General features: G+C 73.8%; 13 protein-coding genes and 1 pseudogene. 4 read left to right on the forward strand and 10 right to left on the reverse strand.

The genetic code is table 11. The features are described from left to right. The first annotated feature begins 72 nt into the window (after window positions 1-72). Both ABZ371_RS13690 and ABZ371_RS13695 read left to right on the forward strand, forming a co-directional pair. Window positions 73-1,143: an NlpC/P60 family protein gene (locus tag ABZ371_RS13690; RefSeq protein WP_358678039.1), complete on the forward strand. Its 1,071-nt coding sequence runs from the start codon at window positions 73-75 to the stop codon at window positions 1,141-1,143. Window positions 1,144-1,189: 46 nt separating this feature from the next. Beyond that, window positions 1,190-1,951, forward strand: coding sequence for a GNAT family N-acetyltransferase (locus ABZ371_RS13695; protein ID WP_358678007.1), 762 nt, complete (start codon window positions 1,190-1,192; stop codon window positions 1,949-1,951). A 12-nt stretch (window positions 1,952-1,963) separates the two neighbouring features. On the opposite strand, the gene ABZ371_RS13700 is transcribed toward ABZ371_RS13695, so the two are convergent. Both ABZ371_RS13700 and ABZ371_RS13705 read right to left on the reverse strand, forming a co-directional pair. After that, a complete protein-coding gene (locus tag ABZ371_RS13700; protein ID WP_358678010.1) occupies window positions 1,964-2,659 on the reverse strand; it encodes a response regulator transcription factor in 696 nt (231 codons plus the stop codon). Next, the gene (locus ABZ371_RS13705; RefSeq protein WP_358678013.1) at window positions 2,656-3,942 is read right to left on the reverse strand and encodes a PspC domain-containing protein; all 1,287 of its coding nucleotides are present in this window, start codon (window positions 3,940-3,942) and stop codon (window positions 2,656-2,658) included. Before ABZ371_RS13705 ends, ABZ371_RS13700 begins: the two co-directional genes overlap by 4 nt. Window positions 3,943-4,168: 226 nt before the next feature. Between ABZ371_RS13705 and ABZ371_RS13710 the strand changes: the two genes are divergently transcribed. Then, window positions 4,169-5,500, forward strand: coding sequence for a PspC domain-containing protein (locus ABZ371_RS13710; protein ID WP_358678016.1), 1,332 nt, complete (start codon window positions 4,169-4,171; stop codon window positions 5,498-5,500). Between the two features lie 156 nt (window positions 5,501-5,656). Here ABZ371_RS13710 and ABZ371_RS13715 read toward each other — a convergent pair whose 3' ends face one another. The 4 genes from ABZ371_RS13715 to guaA form a co-directional block, all read right to left on the reverse strand. Then, a complete protein-coding gene (locus tag ABZ371_RS13715; RefSeq protein ID WP_358678019.1) occupies window positions 5,657-6,187 on the reverse strand; it encodes a DoxX family protein in 531 nt (176 codons plus the stop codon). Window positions 6,188-6,286: 99 nt separating this feature from the next. Further along, window positions 6,287-7,555, reverse strand: coding sequence for a hypothetical protein (locus ABZ371_RS13720; protein ID WP_358678022.1), 1,269 nt, complete (start codon window positions 7,553-7,555; stop codon window positions 6,287-6,289). Window positions 7,556-7,707: 152 nt separating this feature from the next. Next, on the reverse strand, window positions 7,708-8,463 hold the full coding sequence (locus tag ABZ371_RS13725) for a class I SAM-dependent methyltransferase (protein ID WP_358678025.1): 756 nt from the start codon (window positions 8,461-8,463) through the stop codon (window positions 7,708-7,710). A gap of 194 nt (window positions 8,464-8,657) precedes the next feature. Beyond that, entirely contained in the window at window positions 8,658-10,250 is a 1,593-nt protein-coding gene (gene guaA / locus ABZ371_RS13730; RefSeq protein WP_358678028.1) for a glutamine-hydrolyzing GMP synthase, read from the reverse strand. Window positions 10,251-10,600: 350 nt separating this feature from the next. Between guaA and ABZ371_RS13735 the strand changes: the two genes are divergently transcribed. Then, the gene (locus tag ABZ371_RS13735) at window positions 10,601-10,903 is read left to right on the forward strand and encodes a chorismate mutase (RefSeq protein WP_358678031.1); all 303 of its coding nucleotides are present in this window, start codon (window positions 10,601-10,603) and stop codon (window positions 10,901-10,903) included. Between the two features lie 1,115 nt (window positions 10,904-12,018). Here ABZ371_RS13735 and ABZ371_RS13740 read toward each other — a convergent pair. The 4 genes and pseudogenes from ABZ371_RS13740 to ABZ371_RS13755 all read right to left on the reverse strand — a co-directional run. Beyond that, window positions 12,019-13,857, reverse strand: coding sequence for a GMC family oxidoreductase (locus ABZ371_RS13740; protein WP_358678033.1), 1,839 nt, complete (start codon window positions 13,855-13,857; stop codon window positions 12,019-12,021). An 85-nt stretch (window positions 13,858-13,942) separates the two neighbouring features. Continuing rightward, on the reverse strand, window positions 13,943-15,583 hold the full coding sequence (locus ABZ371_RS13745; protein ID WP_358678035.1) for a succinic semialdehyde dehydrogenase: 1,641 nt from the start codon (window positions 15,581-15,583) through the stop codon (window positions 13,943-13,945). A 356-nt stretch (window positions 15,584-15,939) separates the two neighbouring features. Next, window positions 15,940-17,607, reverse strand: coding sequence for a serine/threonine-protein kinase (locus ABZ371_RS13750; protein ID WP_358678037.1), 1,668 nt, complete (start codon window positions 17,605-17,607; stop codon window positions 15,940-15,942). Between the two features lie 115 nt (window positions 17,608-17,722). Next, window positions 17,723-18,610 (reverse strand): annotated as a pseudogene (locus ABZ371_RS13755) (serine/threonine protein kinase); the annotation flags it as partial.

The following is an 18,610-nucleotide window of genomic DNA, read 5'->3' on the forward strand; positions in this document are numbered from 1 at the left end:
ACTGCCCGCCGGGGTGCCCGGCGGGCCCGCCGGGCCGGTGGCGGGCAGTCGAACGGAAGGACCCACGCCCTCGTGGCCGCGCCCCGCAAAGCCGCTCACCGCAAGCCCAAGCAGCGCTTCTTCACCGGCCCTGCTGCCCGCACCGCAGCCACCCTGGCCTTCGCCGGAGCGGCGACCGCGACCGCCTTCGAAGGCGCCGCCCAGGCGGAGCCCCCGCTCACCCCGGCCGAGGTCAGGACCGAGGTCGACCGGCTGTACCACGAGGCGGAGATCGCCACCGAGCGGTACAACGGCGCGAAGGAGAAGGCCGCCGCCACCGCGAAGTCCCTCGACGCCCTGCGCGACGAGGCCGCGCGCAGGACCGCACGCCTCAACGCCACGCGCGACGCGCTCGGCTCCTTCGCCGCCGCCCAGTACCGCAGCGGCGGCATCGACCCGGCCGTCCGGCTCGCCCTCTCCTCCGACCCCGACCAGTACCTCCGCCGGGCCGCCTACCTGGACCGCGCCGGCGACCGGCAGGCCGGTGCGCTCAACGGCGTGCGCCGGCAGGCCGACGGCATCGCGCAGCTGCGCGCCCGCGCCGAGGACGAGCTCGCGTCCCTCGCCGCACGCCGGGCGGAACTGCGGAAGCACAAGGACACGGTCGTCACCAAACTGGCCGGCGCCCGGAAGCTGCTCGCCACCCTGACCGCCGCCCAGCGGGCCGACTACGAGCGTGCGGCGGACACCGCGCACGGCGGCGGCCCCTCCCGCGCCGACCGCGGCATCCCGCGCGCCTCCGTCGCCGCCCCCGGCTCCCGCGCGGCGCAGGCCGTCGACTTCGCGTACGGCGCACTCGGCAAACCGTACGTCTGGGGGGCCACCGGCCCCTCGTCGTTCGACTGTTCCGGGCTCACCCAGGCCGCGTGGCGGGCCGCCGGTGTCTCGCTGCCCCGCACCACGTACACCCAGATCAACGCGGGCCGCCGCGTCTCCCGTTCCGAACTGGCCCCGGGCGACCTGGTGTTCTTCTACTCGGGGATCAGCCACGTCGGCCTGTACATCGGCGGCGGCCAGATGATCCACGCCCCGCGCCCCGGCGCCCCTGTGCGTATCGCGCCCATCAGCGAAATGCCCTTCGCGGGAGCGACCCGGGTGGCATAGGCTCCGCGCCGACCGGACGCCGCCAGAGAGAAGGCCACCCTTGTCCATGGACACCGCTGTCCAGAGTTACGCGCGTACGCTCGCCCTGCGCTCCCCCGGCCACTACCGGACCGGCCCCTTCACGGTCCGCCACAACCCGGACTGGGAGTTGAGGTTCGCCAACTACGCGATACCCGACCGGGGCGCCGAGCCCACCGCCGGGGACGTCGCGGACCTGGTGGCGGCGATGCGCGCACACGACCGGCTGCCCCGCCTGGAGTTCCTGCCGTCGTGGGCGCCGGCCGTCGAACAGGCCCTGCTGGACGCCGGTTTCACCGTGGAGAGCCGGGCCCCCGTACTCGTCTGCACGCCCGCGGCCCTCCGGGTGCCGGGCCCGGTGGACGGGCTGCGCATCGCCGAACCCAGGACCGAGGACGAGTTCGCGTCGGCCGCCGCCGTCCAGCACACCGGCTTCGGCGGCGAGGGCGGCCCCGACGACGGCATGATCGCGTGGCTGCGCACGGCGACGGCCGACGGCGGTGTGTCGGCACTCGCCACCGTGGACGGCCTCCCCGCCGGCGCGGGCGGCTGCTCGGCACCGGTCGACGGCATCGGCGAACTCGCCGGACTGGCCGTCGCAGACGTCTTCCGCCGCCGGGGCGTCGGCGCCGCACTCTCGGCCTGGCTCACCGCCACGGCCTTCGAGCGCGGCTTCGACACCGTCTGGCTGGAACCCGGCAGCCCGGACGTCGAACGGATCTACGCGGGCATCGGCTACCGCAGGGCCGGCGAGAAGCTCAACATCGCGCTCGAGGCGTCCGGCGGCTGACCCCGTGGGGCCTCAGACCAGCCGCCGTGCCGTGGCCCACCGCGTCAGCTCGTGCCGGTTGGACAGCTGGAGCTTGCGCAGCACCGCCGAGACGTGCGACTCGACCGTCTTCACGGAGATGAACAGCTGCTTGGCGATCTCCTTGTACGCGTAACCGCGGGCGATCAGCCGCAGCACCTCCCGCTCGCGCTGCGTGAGCCGGTCCAGGTCCTCGTCGAGCGGGGGCGCGTCGGTCGACGCGAAGGCGTCGAGGACGAAGCCGGCCAGCCGGGGCGAGAACACCGCGTCGCCGTCCTGCACCCGGAAGACCGAGTCGACCAGGTCCGCGCCGGTGATGGTCTTGGTGACGTAGCCGCGGGCGCCGCCCCGGATGACCCCGATGACGTCCTCGGCGGCGTCGGACACGGACAGCGCCAGGAAGCGCACCGGGTTCTCCACGGCGCCCATCATCGGTGCGCACCGGCGCAGCACCTCGACGCCGCCGCCGCCCGGGAGGTGGACGTCCAGGAGGACGACCTCGGGGCGGGTCGCCGTGATCACGGTGACCGCCTGGTCGACGTCGGCGGCCTCGCCGACGACCTCGACACCGGTCTCCTCGGTGCGGCCGATCTCGGCCTGTACCCCTGTGCGGAACATCCGGTGGTCGTCGACGAGCACGACCCGTACCCGGCGCTCCGGCCCCCCGGTCGCTTCGGTGTTCTCGGTCATTCGCCCGCCCTCTCCATCTCCAGCTCGACTTCCGTGCCCCCGCCGGGCACCGGACGCAGTCGCGCCGTACCGCCGTTGCGCTGCATCCGGCCGATGATTGATTCTCGTACGCCCATCCTGTCGCCGGGGACGTCGTCCAGGTCGAAGCCCGGCCCCCGGTCCCGTACCGAGACGAACACCGTGCGGCCCTCGACCTCCGCGAAGACCTGGACGGCTCCGCCCTCGCCACCGTACTTGGCGGCGTTGACCATCGCCTCGCGTGCGGCCTGCATCTGTGCGGTCAGCCTCTCGTCGAGCGGGCAGTCGCCGACGACCACGACCTCCAGCGGCACCCCGTGCTTGTCCTCGACCTCCGCGGCGGCGCGCTTGACGGCCTCGGCGAGCGTCGTGGGCTCGTCGTCCTCGTCCTTGCCGGTGCCGCCGGGGTCATAGAGCCAGTTGCGCAGCTCCCGTTCCTGGGCGCGGGCCAGCCGGCGGACCTCGCCCCCGTCGTCCGCGTTGCGCTGGATCAGGGTGAGCGTGTGCAGGACGGAGTCGTGGACGTGCGCCGCGACCTCGGCGCGCTCCTGGGCGCGGATGCGCATCAGGCGTTCCTCGGAGAGGTCCTGGGTCATGCGTACGAGATAGGGGCCGGCCAGGAGCGCGATGCCGGTGAGCACGGCGATGGCCGCGGTCATCACGTTGCCGAGCTGGGCCGCGGAGCCGCGGACCACCATGAAGACGGCGAGACCGAGGCCGACGAGCGCGACCCCGGCCAGGGCTCGGGCCAGGTGCAGCACGCGGCGGCGGCGGCCGACCTCGATCCAGCGGGCCCGCCGCGCGTTGTCGGCCTGGCGCCAGACGAGGACGGAGCCGGCGCCGATCAGCAGCGTCGGCCAGATGTAGCGGTCGGCCTCGCTGCCCATGTCGACGTTGCCGACGAAGACCACGGCGCCCACCAGGAGCGCGACCAGGGCGAACACCTGGCCCCTGTCGGGCTTGCGCAGCCGGCGCCGGCCGTCGGGTGCCGTCTCGAAGACCGAACGCGTCGTCTCCACCCCGCCCACGCCGAGCGGGACGACGATCCAGAACACGGCGTACAGCAGGGCGCCGAGCCCGTCCGCCAGGAACAGCCCGAGGAAGAGGAACCGCACCCAGGCGACGGGCAGCCCCAGGTGACCGGCCAGCCCGCGCGCCACACCGCCGAGCATCCGCCCGTCGGCGCTGCGGTACAGCTTGCGCGGCGGCGGCTCCTCCGCGTCCGGGGCGTGGGAGCTCGGGGCTCGGGTCGTGGCTGTCGGCATGGACCGATGGTCACACGCCGGGGCCGGTCGCGGTATCAGGGTCGCCCCGGACCCGTCCCTGATCCCCGGCCGCCCGGGTCGTCCACCGCCGCCCCGCCTCACCGCCGGCCCCGCCGGAGCCCGCCGGCCCCGCCGGAGCCCGCAGGGGACGCCGGGAGGCAATATCAGGGATCGCCCAGGGTCGCTGCGGGTCCCGTCCGGGCGTACGGGCCGTCACCATGGAGCCATGACCGTTCCCCAGGACGCCGCCCCCGGCGTCACGCCGCCCCCGGACCCGCAACCGCGGCTGCACCGCAGCCCGCGGCAGAAGGTGGTGGCCGGGGTGTGCGGTGGGCTCGGCCGGTACTGCGACGTCGACCCGGTGATCTTCCGCATCGTGCTCGGTGTCCTGGCGGTGACCGGCGGCATCGGTCTGATCTTCTACGGCTTCGCCTGGCTCCTCCTCCCCCTGGACGGCGAGGAGGAGAACGAGGCACGCAGGCTGCTGTCCGGGCGGGTGGAGGGTGCCTCCCTGATCGCGCTGCTGCTCGCCCTGGTGGGCTGCGGGCTGCTGCTGTCGATGCTGCACAACGGCGGGATGCTGGCCTTCGCGGCGATGCTGTCGCTGGCCGTCGTCGGCTTCTCCGTCTGGACCCAGCACCGCGGGACGGCCCCGGAGGACCCCGCGGGCGCGGTGGCGCAGACGCCGGGCAGCCCGTTGGCACATCCCCCGGGCCACGGGGCGCCGCCCGAGGTGAAGGCGCCTCCCACGCCGGGCGGCCCGTCCTGGTGGCGGGACCCCATCGTCAAGGACGGCACGACGGGCCCGGTGGGGCCCGGCTATCTGTGGGGTCCCGTGGACGCGGCCTCCGGACCGGCGGAGCGGCCCCGCGGGGCGACCGCGGCCTTCCCCTCCCGTGCTCCCCACCGGCCGCCGGGCACCCGGGGCCCCCGCCCCATCGGGGGACTCGTCTTCCTCCTCGCCCTGGCCGCCGCCGGTCTGGGCACGGGGCTGAGCTGGGAGGCGCACCCCCTGGGGACGAGCCTGCAGTTCGGACTGGCCGCCGCTCTCGCGGTGTTCGGCGCCGGCCTGCTCGTCGCCTCGGTCATCGGCCGGACGGGGTTCGGCACGATCGTGCTGGCCGTGCTCACGGCGGGGCTTCTCGCGGGCGCCTCCTCCGTGCCGAAGGACATCGGCACGGACTGGGTCCGCAAGGAGTGGCGGCCCGCTTCCGTGGCGGCGGTCCAGCCACGCTACGAACTGGGCGCCGGGGTGGCGAAGCTCGACCTGTCCGCGATCACCGTCCCCGTGGGTGACACCGTGCGCACCGGGGTCGAGGTCGGAGCGGGCGTCGTGCGCGTCGTCGTGCCGAACGGGGTGACGGTGAAGGTGGACGCCGGGACGGGGCTCGGCGACATCCGGCTCTTCACCGGCGCCCACGACGGCATACGTCTCGCCACGGATCTGCGCGAGCGTCGCACCGTCGGACCCCTGAAGGACAGCAAGCCCGCCGGCACGGTCCAGCTGGACCTGGAAGCCGGCGTCGGACAACTGGAGGTCACCCGTGCCGCGTCATGAGTTCCGGCCCGGCCGCGCGGTGGCGGGCGTCGTCATGCTCGCGCTGGCCGGCGGCTACACGGCGGACGCCGTCGGCGCCTGGGAGGTCTCCTGGGCCTTCGCCGCCCCGGTGTTCCTCGGGGGACTCGGGCTCGCGGCCTGTGTGACGTGGGTCAGTTACCGGATGCGCCGCCGCCGGGACGCGAGGAGGGCGTCCGCGGAGAACTCCGCGGCGCCCGCGAGCAGCAGCGGCAGCCAGGCCATGAGGTAGACGAGGTCGTTGCCGTAGTAGTACGGCTCCGTCCGCCAGCTGACGGTCAGCCACAGGCTCAGCGAGATCAGTACCCCGCCGAGGGCCGCGATCCGTGCCCACAGTCCGGCGAGCGTACCGAGGCCGACCGCGAGTTCGCCGAACGCGATGGCGTGGCCGAAGCCCTCGGGGCTCTTGAGCGCGAGGTCGACGAGCGCCGGGACGGCGGACGTGTCGCGCACGGCGTTCATCGTCTCGCCGATGGACCCCGGCCCGGTCGCCGACAGGAACGCGCCGTCGGTGAGTTTGTCCAGGCCCGCGTAGACGAAGGTGACGCCGAGGAAGATCCGCAGGGGCAGCAGCGCGTACTGCCGCGCGCGCTCCCTCGTGCCTCTCGGCCCGTGCGTCCCGCCTCCCGGCCCGTGCGTCCCGTAGGAACCGCCGCCGTATCCGTGCATCGCTGCCCCGCCTTCTGTTGGCCTTTCAACAGACCATACGTACGTCGGCCGGGCACGGCTCACCGGTGTGCGGTCGGGGACCGGGTCGTCCGTGACCGGTCAGTCCGTGACGTCGATCGGGCAGGCGTTGGTCTCCACACCCGCCGCGGTCACGACCTGGACGTCCACGACACCCGGCTCGACCTCGACCGGGACCGGCACGGTGAGCACCGTGTCCGCCGGATTGGCGAAGCCACCGGCGACCGGGATCAGCGGCACGTGGACGTGCACCCGGCCGATCCTGACGACCACCCGGGCCAGCCGGTCGGGGCTGCCCGCGCCGACCGGCACGAAGCCGGCACCGCGGATCTCGATGTCGTCACCGGTACGGATCGGCGCGTCCAGGTCCCCGGCCTCCCGCGCGCGGACGACCGAGTGGATGACCGGGCGCCCGCCCTCCGCGTACTTCCCGCAGAAGTACGTCACGGCGGACACCGCCACCAGGATCGCGAGGCCCCACGGCAGGTCGGGCAGCTGCTCGGGGCGGCGTGCGAGGCGGACCGCGGCGAACAGCACGGCGACGGCGCTGACGAGGACGTACTGCACGTCCGTGAAGCTGCCGCGCCCGGAGTCGTCGGTGAGCAGGTCGGCGGCGCGCGGCCGGTCGGCCCGCAGCTTCTGCAGACGCTGCCCCAGCACCCTCACGGTCACCACGCGGCGCACGAGCACGGCGACCGCGCACACCAGTGCCAGCACGGTGAGCACACCGGCCGAGCGGACCAGGTCCAGGCCCTCGATGAGCTCGTCCCGGTCGTCGTGGCCGGAGGCCCCGGCCAGCTGCAGCGCGAGGACGAGCACGGAGAAGACGGCGAGCAGCACCCAGGACGCGGCGACGGCACGTGAGGTGGAGAGCCGGTTGTCCTCCCCGACGAGCGGGGCCAGCAGGCCGCCGCGGGCCCGGTGGACGCGGGCGGCGCCGGTCAGCAGGCACGCGGTGACCAGCCCGGCGACCAGCCCGGCGGTCCGGGCGGTGGACCATCCGGCGCCGACGGCGGTGACGGACTCGCCGATCACCAGCAGGGCGACGCCGCCCCAGACGACGACGAGCGTGCGCCGCCAGACCGCGTGGAGCCAGGCGTCACCGGCCTCCCGGCTGCGTTCGGCGACGGCACGGGCCGACCCCGTGAGCTCGTCCGACACCCACTGCCGGGACGCGGAAGGGGACCGGGCGACTCCGGCGGGCAGGCCCTTGCCCGCCGCGAGTTCGTCCCGCCGGGTGAGGAAGGCCGCCACCGCGCGGCGGTGACCCTCGCGTGCTCCGTGCGGGCAGCCGCCGCACGCACAGCCACCGCCGTGCGGGCCCTGTGCCCTCGCCTCGTCCAACGCCACGGAGAACGCCGCCCTTTCCCGTATCCGTACAAGCAACTCGCTTCTGTTTTCTGCGAATTGTGCCGTACGGGGTGGACGCGGACCGCATCGGGGCGGGCAGCGGGCACCCGTGGTCAGTATGTGCGAATTCCGGCCGGCGCGTGTGCGGTTCCTCAGGTGCCGAGCACGAGGTAGGCGAGGCCGAGCGTCCCCCGGTAGCCGCCGTAGTAGCCCGTGCGCCGGGCGTCCACGGCCGCCGTCACCTCGGCGTGCAGCGGATGCCCGGGGTTGGCCAGCGCCCAGCGCTCACCCCGGCCGATGTTGGCGGCCGACTCGAACAGATCCCACTCGCGCCGGTCGGCGACGGTCACCTGCAAGGCGCGGAGCCCGGCGGCTTCCGCCTGCCGGACCAGGCCCAGGAGCGAGCCGAAGTCGCCCGGTTCGGCACCGAGCCCCTCCAGCGCGGCGGCCGACGGCTCGCGTTCCCAGAACCCGTCACCGAACAGCACCCTGCCCCCGGGACGCACGGCGGCCCGCAGCGCCCCCAGCGCCTCGGGGGTCCCTCCCGGCCAAGCGTGCGCGGATCCGACGGAGACGGCCAGGTCGTAGCCGCCGCCGGGGTGGTCGGCGGCGGGCACCTCGTGGAAGCGCACCCGGCCGTCGAGCCCCCGCTCCTCGGCCAGCCGTCGCCCCCGGGCCACCGCTTCCGGGTCGGTCTCGATGCCGTCGCCGGTGGCGCCGGGGGCGGCCTCGACGAGGCGCATCAGCAGTTCGCCCCAGCCGCTGCCGAAATCCGCGATCCGGGCTCCCCGTGAGGGAGCGCAGGCGGCGATCAGCCGGGCGGCGTGGGCTTCGGACAGCGGGGTGTTCCAGACAAGGCGGTCGTTCCCGGGGGCGGACATCAGAGCGCGGACTTCGTCGGCAGACATGGTCACGCACCATTCCACGGGCCGGGAGGACCCGCCACCGGTTAAGCGGGGCCGCCGGGAGCGGCCCCGCGGCGCTGAGGACGGCCCCCGTGGGGCGAGCCTCGTCCCCCGCCGCGGCACGCCCTGCCCACACGACGACGCCGCCGCCCGGACGAAAGGGCGACGGCGGCGGCGACGGCATCAGCGGGCGGGGATCACTCCCACTCGATGGTCCCCGGCGGCTTGCTCGTCACGTCGAGCACCACGCGGTTGACCTCGGCGACCTCGTTGGTGATGCGGGTGGAGATCTTCGCGAGCGTCTCGTACGGGAGGCGCGACCAGTCGGCGGTCATGGCGTCCTCGGAGGAGACCGGGCGCAGCACGATCGGGTGACCGTAGGTACGGCCGTCACCCTGGACGCCGACGCTCCGCACGTCCGCGAGCAGGACCACCGGGCACTGCCAGATGTCCCGGTCCAGGCCGGCCGCGGTCAGCTCCTCGCGGGCGATGGCGTCGGCGTCGCGGAGCAGGTCGAGCCGCTCCTTGGTGACCTCGCCGACGATGCGGATACCGAGGCCGGGGCCGGGGAAGGGCTGGCGCTGGACGATCTCCTCCGGCAGCCCGAGTTCCTGCCCGACCATCCGGACCTCGTCCTTGAACAGCTGGCGCAGCGGCTCGACGAGCTGGAACTCGATGTCCTCGGGCAGTCCGCCCACGTTGTGGTGGGACTTGATGTTGGCGGTGCCGGTGCCGCCGCCGGACTCCACCACGTCCGGGTAGAGGGTGCCCTGGACGAGGAAGGCGACGTCCTCGCCCTCCGCCGCCTCGGCCACGATCTCGGCCTGGGCCTGCTCGAAGACCCGGATGAACTCCCGGCCGATGATCTTCCGCTTCTGCTCCGGGTCGCTGACCCCGGCCAGGGCGTCCAGGAACCGCTTCTCGGCGTCGACGACCTTCAGCTTCACGCCGGTCGAGGCCACGAAGTCCTTCTCGACCTGCTCGCTCTCCCCCTTGCGCATCAGGCCGTGGTCGACGTAGACGCAGGTGAGCTGGGAGCCGATGGCCTTCTGCACGAGGGCCGCCGCGACCGCGGAGTCCACACCGCCGGACAGGCCGCAGATGGCGCGCTTGGTGCCGACCTGCTCCCGGATGAGGGCGATCTGCTCCTCGACGACGTTGGTGGTCGTCCAGGTCGGCTCGATGCCCGCGCCCCGGTACAGGAAGTGCTCCAGGACCTGCTGCCCGTAGGTCGTGTGCATGACCTCCGGGTGGTACTGGACGCCGTACAGCTTCTTCTCGTCGTTCTCGAAGGCGGCGACCGGCACGACGTCCGTGGACGCGGTGACGGTGAAGCCCTCGGGAGCGGCGGAGCAGGCGTCGCCGTGCGACATCCACACCGACTGCTCGGTGGGGGTGCCCTCGAAGAGGGTCGAGCCGGCCTTGGACACGGCGAGCGGGGTGCGGCCGTACTCGCGGGCGCCGTTGTCGTCGACCGTGCCGCCGAGCGTGGTGGCCATCAGCTGGAAGCCGTAGCACATGCCGAAGACCGGGACCCCGGCCTCGAACAGCGCGCGGTCCAGGCTGGGGGCGTCCGGCGCGTACACCGAGGACGGGCCGCCGGACAGGATGATCGCCCGGGGGTTCCTGGCCAGCATCTCGGCGACCGGCATCGTGGACGGGACGATCTCGCTGTAGACCCGGGCCTCACGGACGCGGCGGGCGATGAGCTGGGCGTACTGGGCGCCGAAGTCGACGACGAGGACCACGTCGGTGGTGGGGTCGGCGGCGGCGGGGGGTGCTGCTGGCACGGGAGCGGCCTTCCGGCGGTGGAGAAGAGGGGTCGGTCCACCCAATTCTACCGGCCGTGGAACTCTTCCCCTCCGGTCTCCCGTCCCCCTCCCCCGGCCCGCTCCCCGCGCGGGCCCCGTCTCACCATCCGGGCCCGCCGGGACCCGGCGGGGTGGCGGGTCCATACTGTGCCCCATGCGTCAGCACACGACCTTCGTCTTTACCTATGGCATCCGGCCCGCCGGGTGTCATGGTCGTGCTGCTTGAGCAACTGACGAGCAACGTTCCAGACGCCCCGGGCCCGAAGGCCCGGGGCGTCCTGCGTTCCGGGCCGGGGCTCCGGGGCAACCGACCCGACCGGGAGTCACAGATGACCAGCACCGCACCCACCAGGACGGCCACCGAGCAGACCGGCGCGCACACCGAGGAGGCCGCCTCCCTGATCGGGGGCGCCCGTGCGCGGATCGACTCGCTGGACGACCGGATCATCGGCCTCGTCCAGGAACGGATGGCCGTCTCCGCGGTCATCCAGGAGGCCAGGATCACATCCGGGGGCCGCCGGGTGAACCTGTCCCGGGAGATGGACGTCCTCGGCCACTACAGCGGGGCCCTGGGCAAGCCGGGGACCGCGCTGGCCATGACGCTGCTGGAACTGTGCCGCGGCCGGGTGTGACGGCACGCACGAGCCGTACGGTCCCACGGCCTCCGTGACGCCGTGACGCCGTACGCCTCGCGGGGGCCCGTGCGGAGGAAGGGGCGGCCGGCACGGTCGCGGGTGCCAGGATCCGGCGGCACGGGGCGCACCAGGCGGAAGACCGTACGGCCGCACGCGCGTTCGGGCGCCGCCTCACCCGTACGGCGCGTGACCGGCCGTCGGGCGGTCTCGTTGGTCCGGGTGCCGCGCCGGCCAGGCGCGGCACGGCAGGAGAACCACGCGTGGCTCCGCCGGGACGTGTGGCGCACCGCAGGTACGCCGTGGGACCTCGTCCCGGCGTGTGTGACCCGTTCGCAGGGGACAGCGGACCGGTCACCGGTACGCGGCCGGCCCCGGGGACGCCCGGGGCCGGTCGCTTCCAGGCCATGATCGGGTCGGACCCGCGTGGCGCGGCGCCTGCTCGTCGCGAACAGCAGCACGCCGCCCACGGCCAGGGCGATCGCCGCGGCACCGGAGGCCATCAGCGCCACCGAGCCGGTGGAGGCCAGGCCGCCACCCGTGTCCGGCGTCGCGGAACCGGGGCCGGACGTGCCCGTGTCCCCGTCCGCACCGGACGCCGTGCCCGAGGTCCCGGTCGTCCCGGGGTCCTGTCCCGCCGTCCCACCGCCGGCGGAGCCCCCGCCGGAACCGCCGGTCGCGGTGGAACCGCCGGAGGTGCCGCCCGTGTCCCCGGCTCCGGGGCCGTCGCCGTTCAGCACGAGCCGCGCGGGGTTGTCGGCCGGCTTCCCGTCGAACGGCAGCTCGGGGTCCTGGAGCCCGGTGTTCCGGATCCGGACGGCGCCGGAGGCGGGGCACGGCGGAGGGTGAGGGTGGAGGCCGGGCCGGAAGGGCGTCCGGACGCCGCGGCGCGCCGGCCCCGTGGGGCGCCCGTGTGTGGCGAGCGCCACAGCAGGAATGTGCGGGCCGGGGGGCAACCGTCGGACGGGTTCACGGGTCATGCAGGTCGAATCACCAGGCATGGGGGCTGCACTCGGAGGGGGGTGCAGCCCCTGGGCCTCTCCAGGACCGAGGGGCGCGGCCCCTGGTGTGCTCCCTGAGCCCTCCAGGCCGCCGCCCTCCGGCGGGAGCCGGTCTCAGACCTCGGAGACGGTCGCCTTCGGCGGCACCACGGGCATCCCGAGGAACGGCAGTCTCAGCGCGCCGAACGCCTTCGCGGGCACGGCCGGCGCCTTCGGTTCGACCGCGGCGATCCGCTCGTAGGCGGCGCTCTGTGCCGGCCGCGGGTCGGCGTCTCCCTTGTTGGGCCAGAAGGACATCGCGCGCTCGGCCTGCGCGGTGATCGTCAGCGACGGATTGACGCCCAGGTTGGCGGAGACCGCAGAACCGTCGACGACGGAGATGCCCGGGTGTCCGTAGAGCCGGTGGTAGGGGTCGATGACGCCCTCCTCGGCGCTCGCCCCGATCGCGCAGCCGCCGAGGAAGTGCGCGGTGAGCGGGGTGCCCATCAGCTCTCCGATGTTCGACCCGGCGAAACCGTTGATCTCCTGGGCGAGCAGGGTGGCCCCCTGGGTCGCCTCCGCGATCTGCGTCGGGTTGGGTGCCCCGTGGCCCTGCCGGGCGGTGAGCAGGCCCTTGCCGACTCCCCCGGGCTTGCGGTACGCGACGAGCGAGTTGTCCAGCGACTGCATGACGAGTCCGATGATCGTGTGCTCCGACCAGCGCCGGTTGGACAGTGAGCGCATCGTCAGCCACGGGTGCCGGGCGACGTTGCCGAACCACGCCCGGACCCGGTGCGCGCTGTAGGGCACCTGGAGGATGGTGAGAGCGCCCATGGCGTTCGAGCCCCTGCCGTAGCGGACCGGCTCGATGTGGGTGTTCGCGTCCGGGTGGATCGACGACGTGATGGCGACACCCCGGGTGAAGTCGGCCTTCGCGGCGCCGTGCTTCGCGCGGTAGCGGCGGTCGCTCGTCTGCGCGCCCACCAGTCCCTCGGAGTTCGTACGGGTCAGCTCGCCCAGCCTCGGGGACAGCCGCGGCAGGAGGCCCTCGTCCTTCATGGTGTGCAGCAGGGTCTGGGTCCCGTACGTACCCGCCGCCACGACCACCTTCCGTGCCCGCAGGACGGCCGGGCGGGCCTTCCTGCGCCGGTGGGTGGGGACGGTCGAGACGCGGTAGCCGCCGTTCGGGTCCTCGGTGACGGCGACGACGGACGTCATCGGGCGGATCACGGCGCCGGCCTTCTCCGCCAGGTACAGGTAGTTCTCGTTCAGGGTGTTCTTCGCCCCGTGACGGCAGCCCGTCATGCACTCGCCGCACTCGGCGCAGGCCTTGCGGGCCGGTCCCGCCCCGCCGAAGTAGGGGTCGGCGACCTCTCCGCCGGGCTCGGTCCTGGACGTGCCGTCGGCGTCCTGCCCGTCACCGAAGAAGACACCCACCGGGGCGAGGTGGAACGTGTCGCCGACGCCCATGGTCTCGGCGGTCGCCTTGAGGTGGACGTCGGCCGGGGTCATGGTCGGGTTGAGCCTGACGCCCAGCATCCGCTTCGCCTGGTCGTAGTGCGGGGCCAGCTCGGCCTGCCAGTCGGTGATGCCCGCCCACTGGCGGTCCTCGAAGAACGGCGCGGGCGGCACGTACAGGGTGTTGGCGTAGTTGAGGGAGCCCCCGCCGACCCCGGCGCCCGCCAGCACCATCACCTTGCCCAGCAGGTGCACCCGCTGGATGCCGAACAGGCCGAGTGCCGGGGCCCACAGGTAGTTCTTGATGTCCCAGGACGTCTTGGGCAGGGTCTCGCGTGTGAAGCGGCGCCCCGCCTCCAGGACGCCGACCCGGTATCCCTTCTCGCTCAGCCGCAGCGCCGAGACCGCGCCGCCGAAGCCCGAGCCGACGACGACGACGTCGTAGTCGTACGCGTCGTCGTCGGCCGCCTCGACGGCGGATCCGGCCGGTGTCTGGGCAGGGCTGTCCTGGGACATGGCTCTCCTCGGTGCGAAAGAGACAGAACGGAGCGGGGAAGATCGGAAGCGGGGGGACGGGGCGGGCGGAGCGGTGCGCCGGGGGTCAGCGCAGCCGGAAGGCCTTCATCGCCTTGAGGCTGCGGCTCATGAGGGCCGCGTACTTCTCGTCGTCCATGCCGAAGGCCGGCGCGAGTGGCATGAGCCGCTGCTGGGCGATCGTCTGGGCTTCGGTGTACTTGAGGATGCCCTCGGAGCCGTGGCGCCGGCCTAGGCCGGAGTCCTTCATGCCTCCCATCGGGGACTGGACGCTGCCGTACGCCGGCGCGTACCCCTCGTTGATGTTGACGGTGCCGGTCCGCAGCCGGGCGGCGACCCGGTGGCCGCGCCGCGCGTCCCTGGTCCAGACGCTGGAGTTGAGGCCGTAGGGGGTGGCGTTCGCGAGGGAGACCGCCTCGTCCTCGTCACGGAAACGGTAGACGGAGACGACGGGGCCGAAGGTCTCCTGGGTGCAGACGGCCATGGGCGCCTCGACCCCGTCCAGGATGGTCGGTTCGTAGAAGAGCGGGCCGATGTCGGGACGGGCGACGCCTCCCGTGACGAGGGTGGCGCCCTTCTCGACGGCCTCGTCGACGTGCCGGCTGACGGTCTCCAGCTGGCGCTCGCCGACGAGGGAGCCCATGTCCGCGCCGTACGCGAGGGAGCTGCCGAGCCGCATGGCCCTGGTGCGGGCGGCGAAGCGCTCCACGAAGGCGTCGGCGACGGACTCGTGGACGTACAGCCGCTCGATGGAGATGCAGAGCTGGCCGGCGGAGGAGAAGCAGGCGCGGACGGCGCCCGCGGCGGCCTTCTCCACGTCGGCGTCCTCGAGGACGAGCATGGCGTTCTTGCCCCCGAGCTCCAGCGAGACGCCGACGAGCCGGGCGGCGGCACCCTGGGCGACCTCCCGGCCGGTGCGGGTGGAGCCGGTGAACGAGACGTAGTCGGCGTGCCGGACGACCTCGGGGCCGACGACCGGGCCCTCACCGATGACGACCTGGAAGACCTCGGCGGGCAGCCCGGCCTCGATCAGCAGGTCACGGGCCCACAGAGCGGTCAGCGCGGTCTCGGTGTCGGGCTTCATCACGACGGCGTTGCCCGAGACGAAGGCGGGCAGCGCGTCCCCGACGGAGAGCTCCAGCGGATAGTTCCACGGGGCGATCTGGCCGACCACCCCGCGCGGCTGGCGCAGCTCGGTCACCTTGGTCAGCGTCGGGACGACCCCGGTGTGCCGGCGCGGCTTCAGGTAGGCGGCCGCCCTGCGCCCGTAGTGCCGGGCGGACACGGCGACCGCCTGTACCTCTTCGTGGGCGTGCAGCCGGGCCTTGCCGGTCTCCAGCTGGATGAGGTCGAGGACCTCGGACTGCCGCTGCAGGACCAGGTCGTGGAAGCGCAGCAGTACGGCGGCCCGGGCGCGGACGGGCGTCGCGGCCCAGGCGGGCTGGGCGGTGCGTGCCCGCTCGTAGGCGCCGGCGACGTCCTCGGGGGTGGACTCGGGGAGATCGGCCAGCTTCGCCCCGGTGAAGGGCGTGTGGTTGGCCGTGCGCCCGGAGCCGGCGACGCCGCGGGTCAGCCGCGCGACCACCTCGGGTGTGACCACGTCCGCGGCGGTGCGCACGCCCACGGGGGCGGGGGCCACCGGGTTCGTGCCGACGCGGGCGCCGGGGGCGGCGGCGGGGGTGGTCGTGGAGGCCTGCGAGTCCGTCATGTGGGCGAGGGTATGTCCACCCGAACGCTTTGGGTACCCGTCGGTAACAGGTTTTCACAGACCCCACAACAGCTCGCGACCGCCCCCGACGACCAAGCCAGTGATCGCTGGCGACATAACCGCTGATCAGGGCCTCTCCTCCGGTCACAGGCGGGTCCCACACCCTGTGGCGGAGGCGGGGGCGCTGTTTTCGGCCTTCCTCCGCGGGGGCCGTGCGCGGCCCGTTGCCCGGGTGGCCCGGACCCCGGCCGTCCCGTGTGCCCGGCCGTCCCGTGTGCCCGGCCGTCCCGTGTGCCCGGCAGTGCGCCCGCGGCGACGGCCGGACGGTCCGGAAGCCCGCCGGGCCACCGGGCCCGCTACCGCTCCGGAGGCTTCCAGCTGCGCAGCATCGTCTCGAAGAGCCGGCGGTTCTCGGCCCGGTCCTCGTCGGGACCCGTCATGTACAGGGCGTACTCGGGGCCGCCCGTCCCACCGAAGTACATCCGGTCGATGCCGTGCCGCGGGCCCGGGTGGTCCTTGGACTCGACCCAGGTGAACTCCCACAGGGAGCCGGGCCTGTCGCGGAAGGTGTCGGTCCGCAGGACGGACCGCTGGTAGCCGGGCAGCCGCACGGCCAGGTCCTTCTCGATGCTCAGCATGTGCAGGTAGGAGTTGTCGAAGTCGGGCTGCGGATCGACGCTGATCCGGATGCGGTGCGCCCCGCCGTCCGGGGTGTAGTCGATCTGCCCGCCGTTCTCCTGGCGCGTCCAGCCGTCGGGAACGGCCAGCCCGAAGCCCTCCGGGTCCTCGACCGGGTGCCAGCCGTCCGGTATCTCCTTCGCGGGCTCCGTCCCGTCGGCCGCGGGCTCCACGGACGCGGACGACGACGGCGACGGACCGGTCGAGGGAGGGCCGGTGACGGCCTGCTCCCTCTTGCCGCCACCCGTGCCGCCGTCGTCGTCCCCGTACTTCATCGCCACGAGGCCGGCCGCTCCGCCGATCAGGGCGGCGGCGGTGACGGCCAGCAGAGCCGTGCGCCACCGGCCCCCGCCGCCGCGCAGCGTGGTGGGCGCCGAGGTGTACGGGACGGCCTGCGGGGCCGGGAGGGGCTGGTCGAGGCGGGCCGTGGAGCCGTCGGGCGTGAGGAAGGCGCGCAGGTCCTCGCCGGACACCCGCTGCGTCGGCACATGGGCCTGGGCGGCGCGGGGCTTGCGCCCCTCCATGGCGTCCAGCAGCATCCGCTCCGTCTCCTCGGCCGTCGGCCGGTCCGCAGGATCCTTCCGCAGCAGCGCGGTGATGACGGGTTCCAGCGCTCCGCCCCGCAGCGGCGGCGGCGGTTCCTCCGTGACGACGGCCTGCATCGTGGAGATGGGCGACGAACGGCGGAAGGGCGAGTGCCCCTCGACGGCCGTGTAGAGCGTGGCACCCAGCGACCAGAGGTCGGACGCCGGCCCGGGGTCCTTGCCGCGCACCCGTTCGGGCGCCAGGTAGTCGATGGAGCCGACCAGTTCACCGGTCCTGGTGATGGTGGAGTCGCCCTCGATGGCGGCGATCCCGAAGTCCGTCAGCAGTACCTGCCCGTCGCGGGCCAGCAGGACGTTCCCCGGCTTGACGTCCCGGTGCAGCACCCCCGCGCCGTGGGCGGCCCGCAGGGCGCTCAGCACGTGCAGCCCGATCCGGGCCGCCTCGCGGGCGTCGACCTCACCGGACTCCTTCGTCGCGTCGGCCAGCGAGGGCCCGTCGACGTACTGCATCACGATCCAGGGGCGGTGGTCGTACTCGATGACGTCGTGGACGGTGACGACCCCGGGATGAGTGATGCGGGCCGCCGCGCGTGCCTCCTTCTGCGTGCGGGCGTGGAGCACCGCGCGGTCCGCCTCGGCGGCGTACAGCCCGGCGGTCAACTCCTTGACGGCGACGGTGCGGTGGAGAACCTCGTCGTGAGCGCGCCAGACCTTGCCCATGCCCCCTCGGCCCAGGACGTCACCGAGCCGGTACCGCCCGGCCAGTACGATTCCCGCTCCCGTGCCCTGCGCGTGTTCCACGTGTGTCCCCGCCCCATTCCCTCGAACGACAGGTTACGGAGGGGGGCAGCGCGGCGTAACCTCGCACCGCCCACGAAACCCCACTGTGATGCTTGTACGAAGCGGTGACTGGCGGTCAGGACGTCACGCGGTAGGTGGAGATGGCCTGTTCGTAGAGATCGGACACCTTGTCACGCTCGTTCTCCGGGCCGATCGCCTGGATGATGTGGTACCTGCCATCCACGATCATGACCATGTTGCGGACGTACACCTCGCGTCCACCGCTCTCCTGCCAGGTGAACTGCCCCTCGGCCATCGCCTGCCGGCCGACGTCGATCCGGCGCAGGCCTGCGGAGGTGGCCCAGCTGGACTCCCGGAAGGGCTTCAGCTCCGGTTCGCCGCTTCGCTGGTAGTCCAGCGGGTCACTGCCGTTGGCCTTGACTGTGTCCCTGCCGGGCACGACCAGCACGCTGAAGCCGTCGCTGCCGTAACGGATCTGACGGTCCGCGTTGGCCGGGCTGCGCTGCCACTCCTTCGGGACACCGATCTCGAAGCCCTCCGGGTCCTTCCGCAGCACGTGACCGGGGGCGAGCGTCGTCGCGGAGTGACTGGTCTGCGGCTGCTGCGAGCCGGAGGAGCCGCCGGAGCCTGCGGACGCACCGTCCGAGGTGCTCGTCCCGGGCTCCGGCTCCGCCGGCGCGGCCGAGGCGGAACCTGACGGCCGGGCCGCCCCTGTCCCCGCGCCCGGCGCGTCCTCGTCCCCGGGCATGAACATCACCGCGTAGGCCACGGCGGCGGCCATCAACAGCAGTATCAGTACGAGCAGGAGCCGGCCCAGCCGTCGCGGGGCCCGGCCGTCCGGCTGCCGCGGGGTCGGTGCCTGCCGGCGCAGCGCCTTGGGTTCCTTGGGCACCCGGGGGGCGCGCGGCGGCTTCTCGTACCGCTGCTGCTTGCCCTGCCGGTGCCGCCCGTGCGCCGCGCCACGCCCCCGCCGCCTGCGCACCAGCTCACCCCTGCGGCGCAC

Source organism: Streptomyces sp. NPDC005899 (genome assembly GCF_040629645.1).
Taxonomy (GTDB): domain Bacteria; phylum Actinomycetota; class Actinomycetes; order Streptomycetales; family Streptomycetaceae; genus Streptomyces.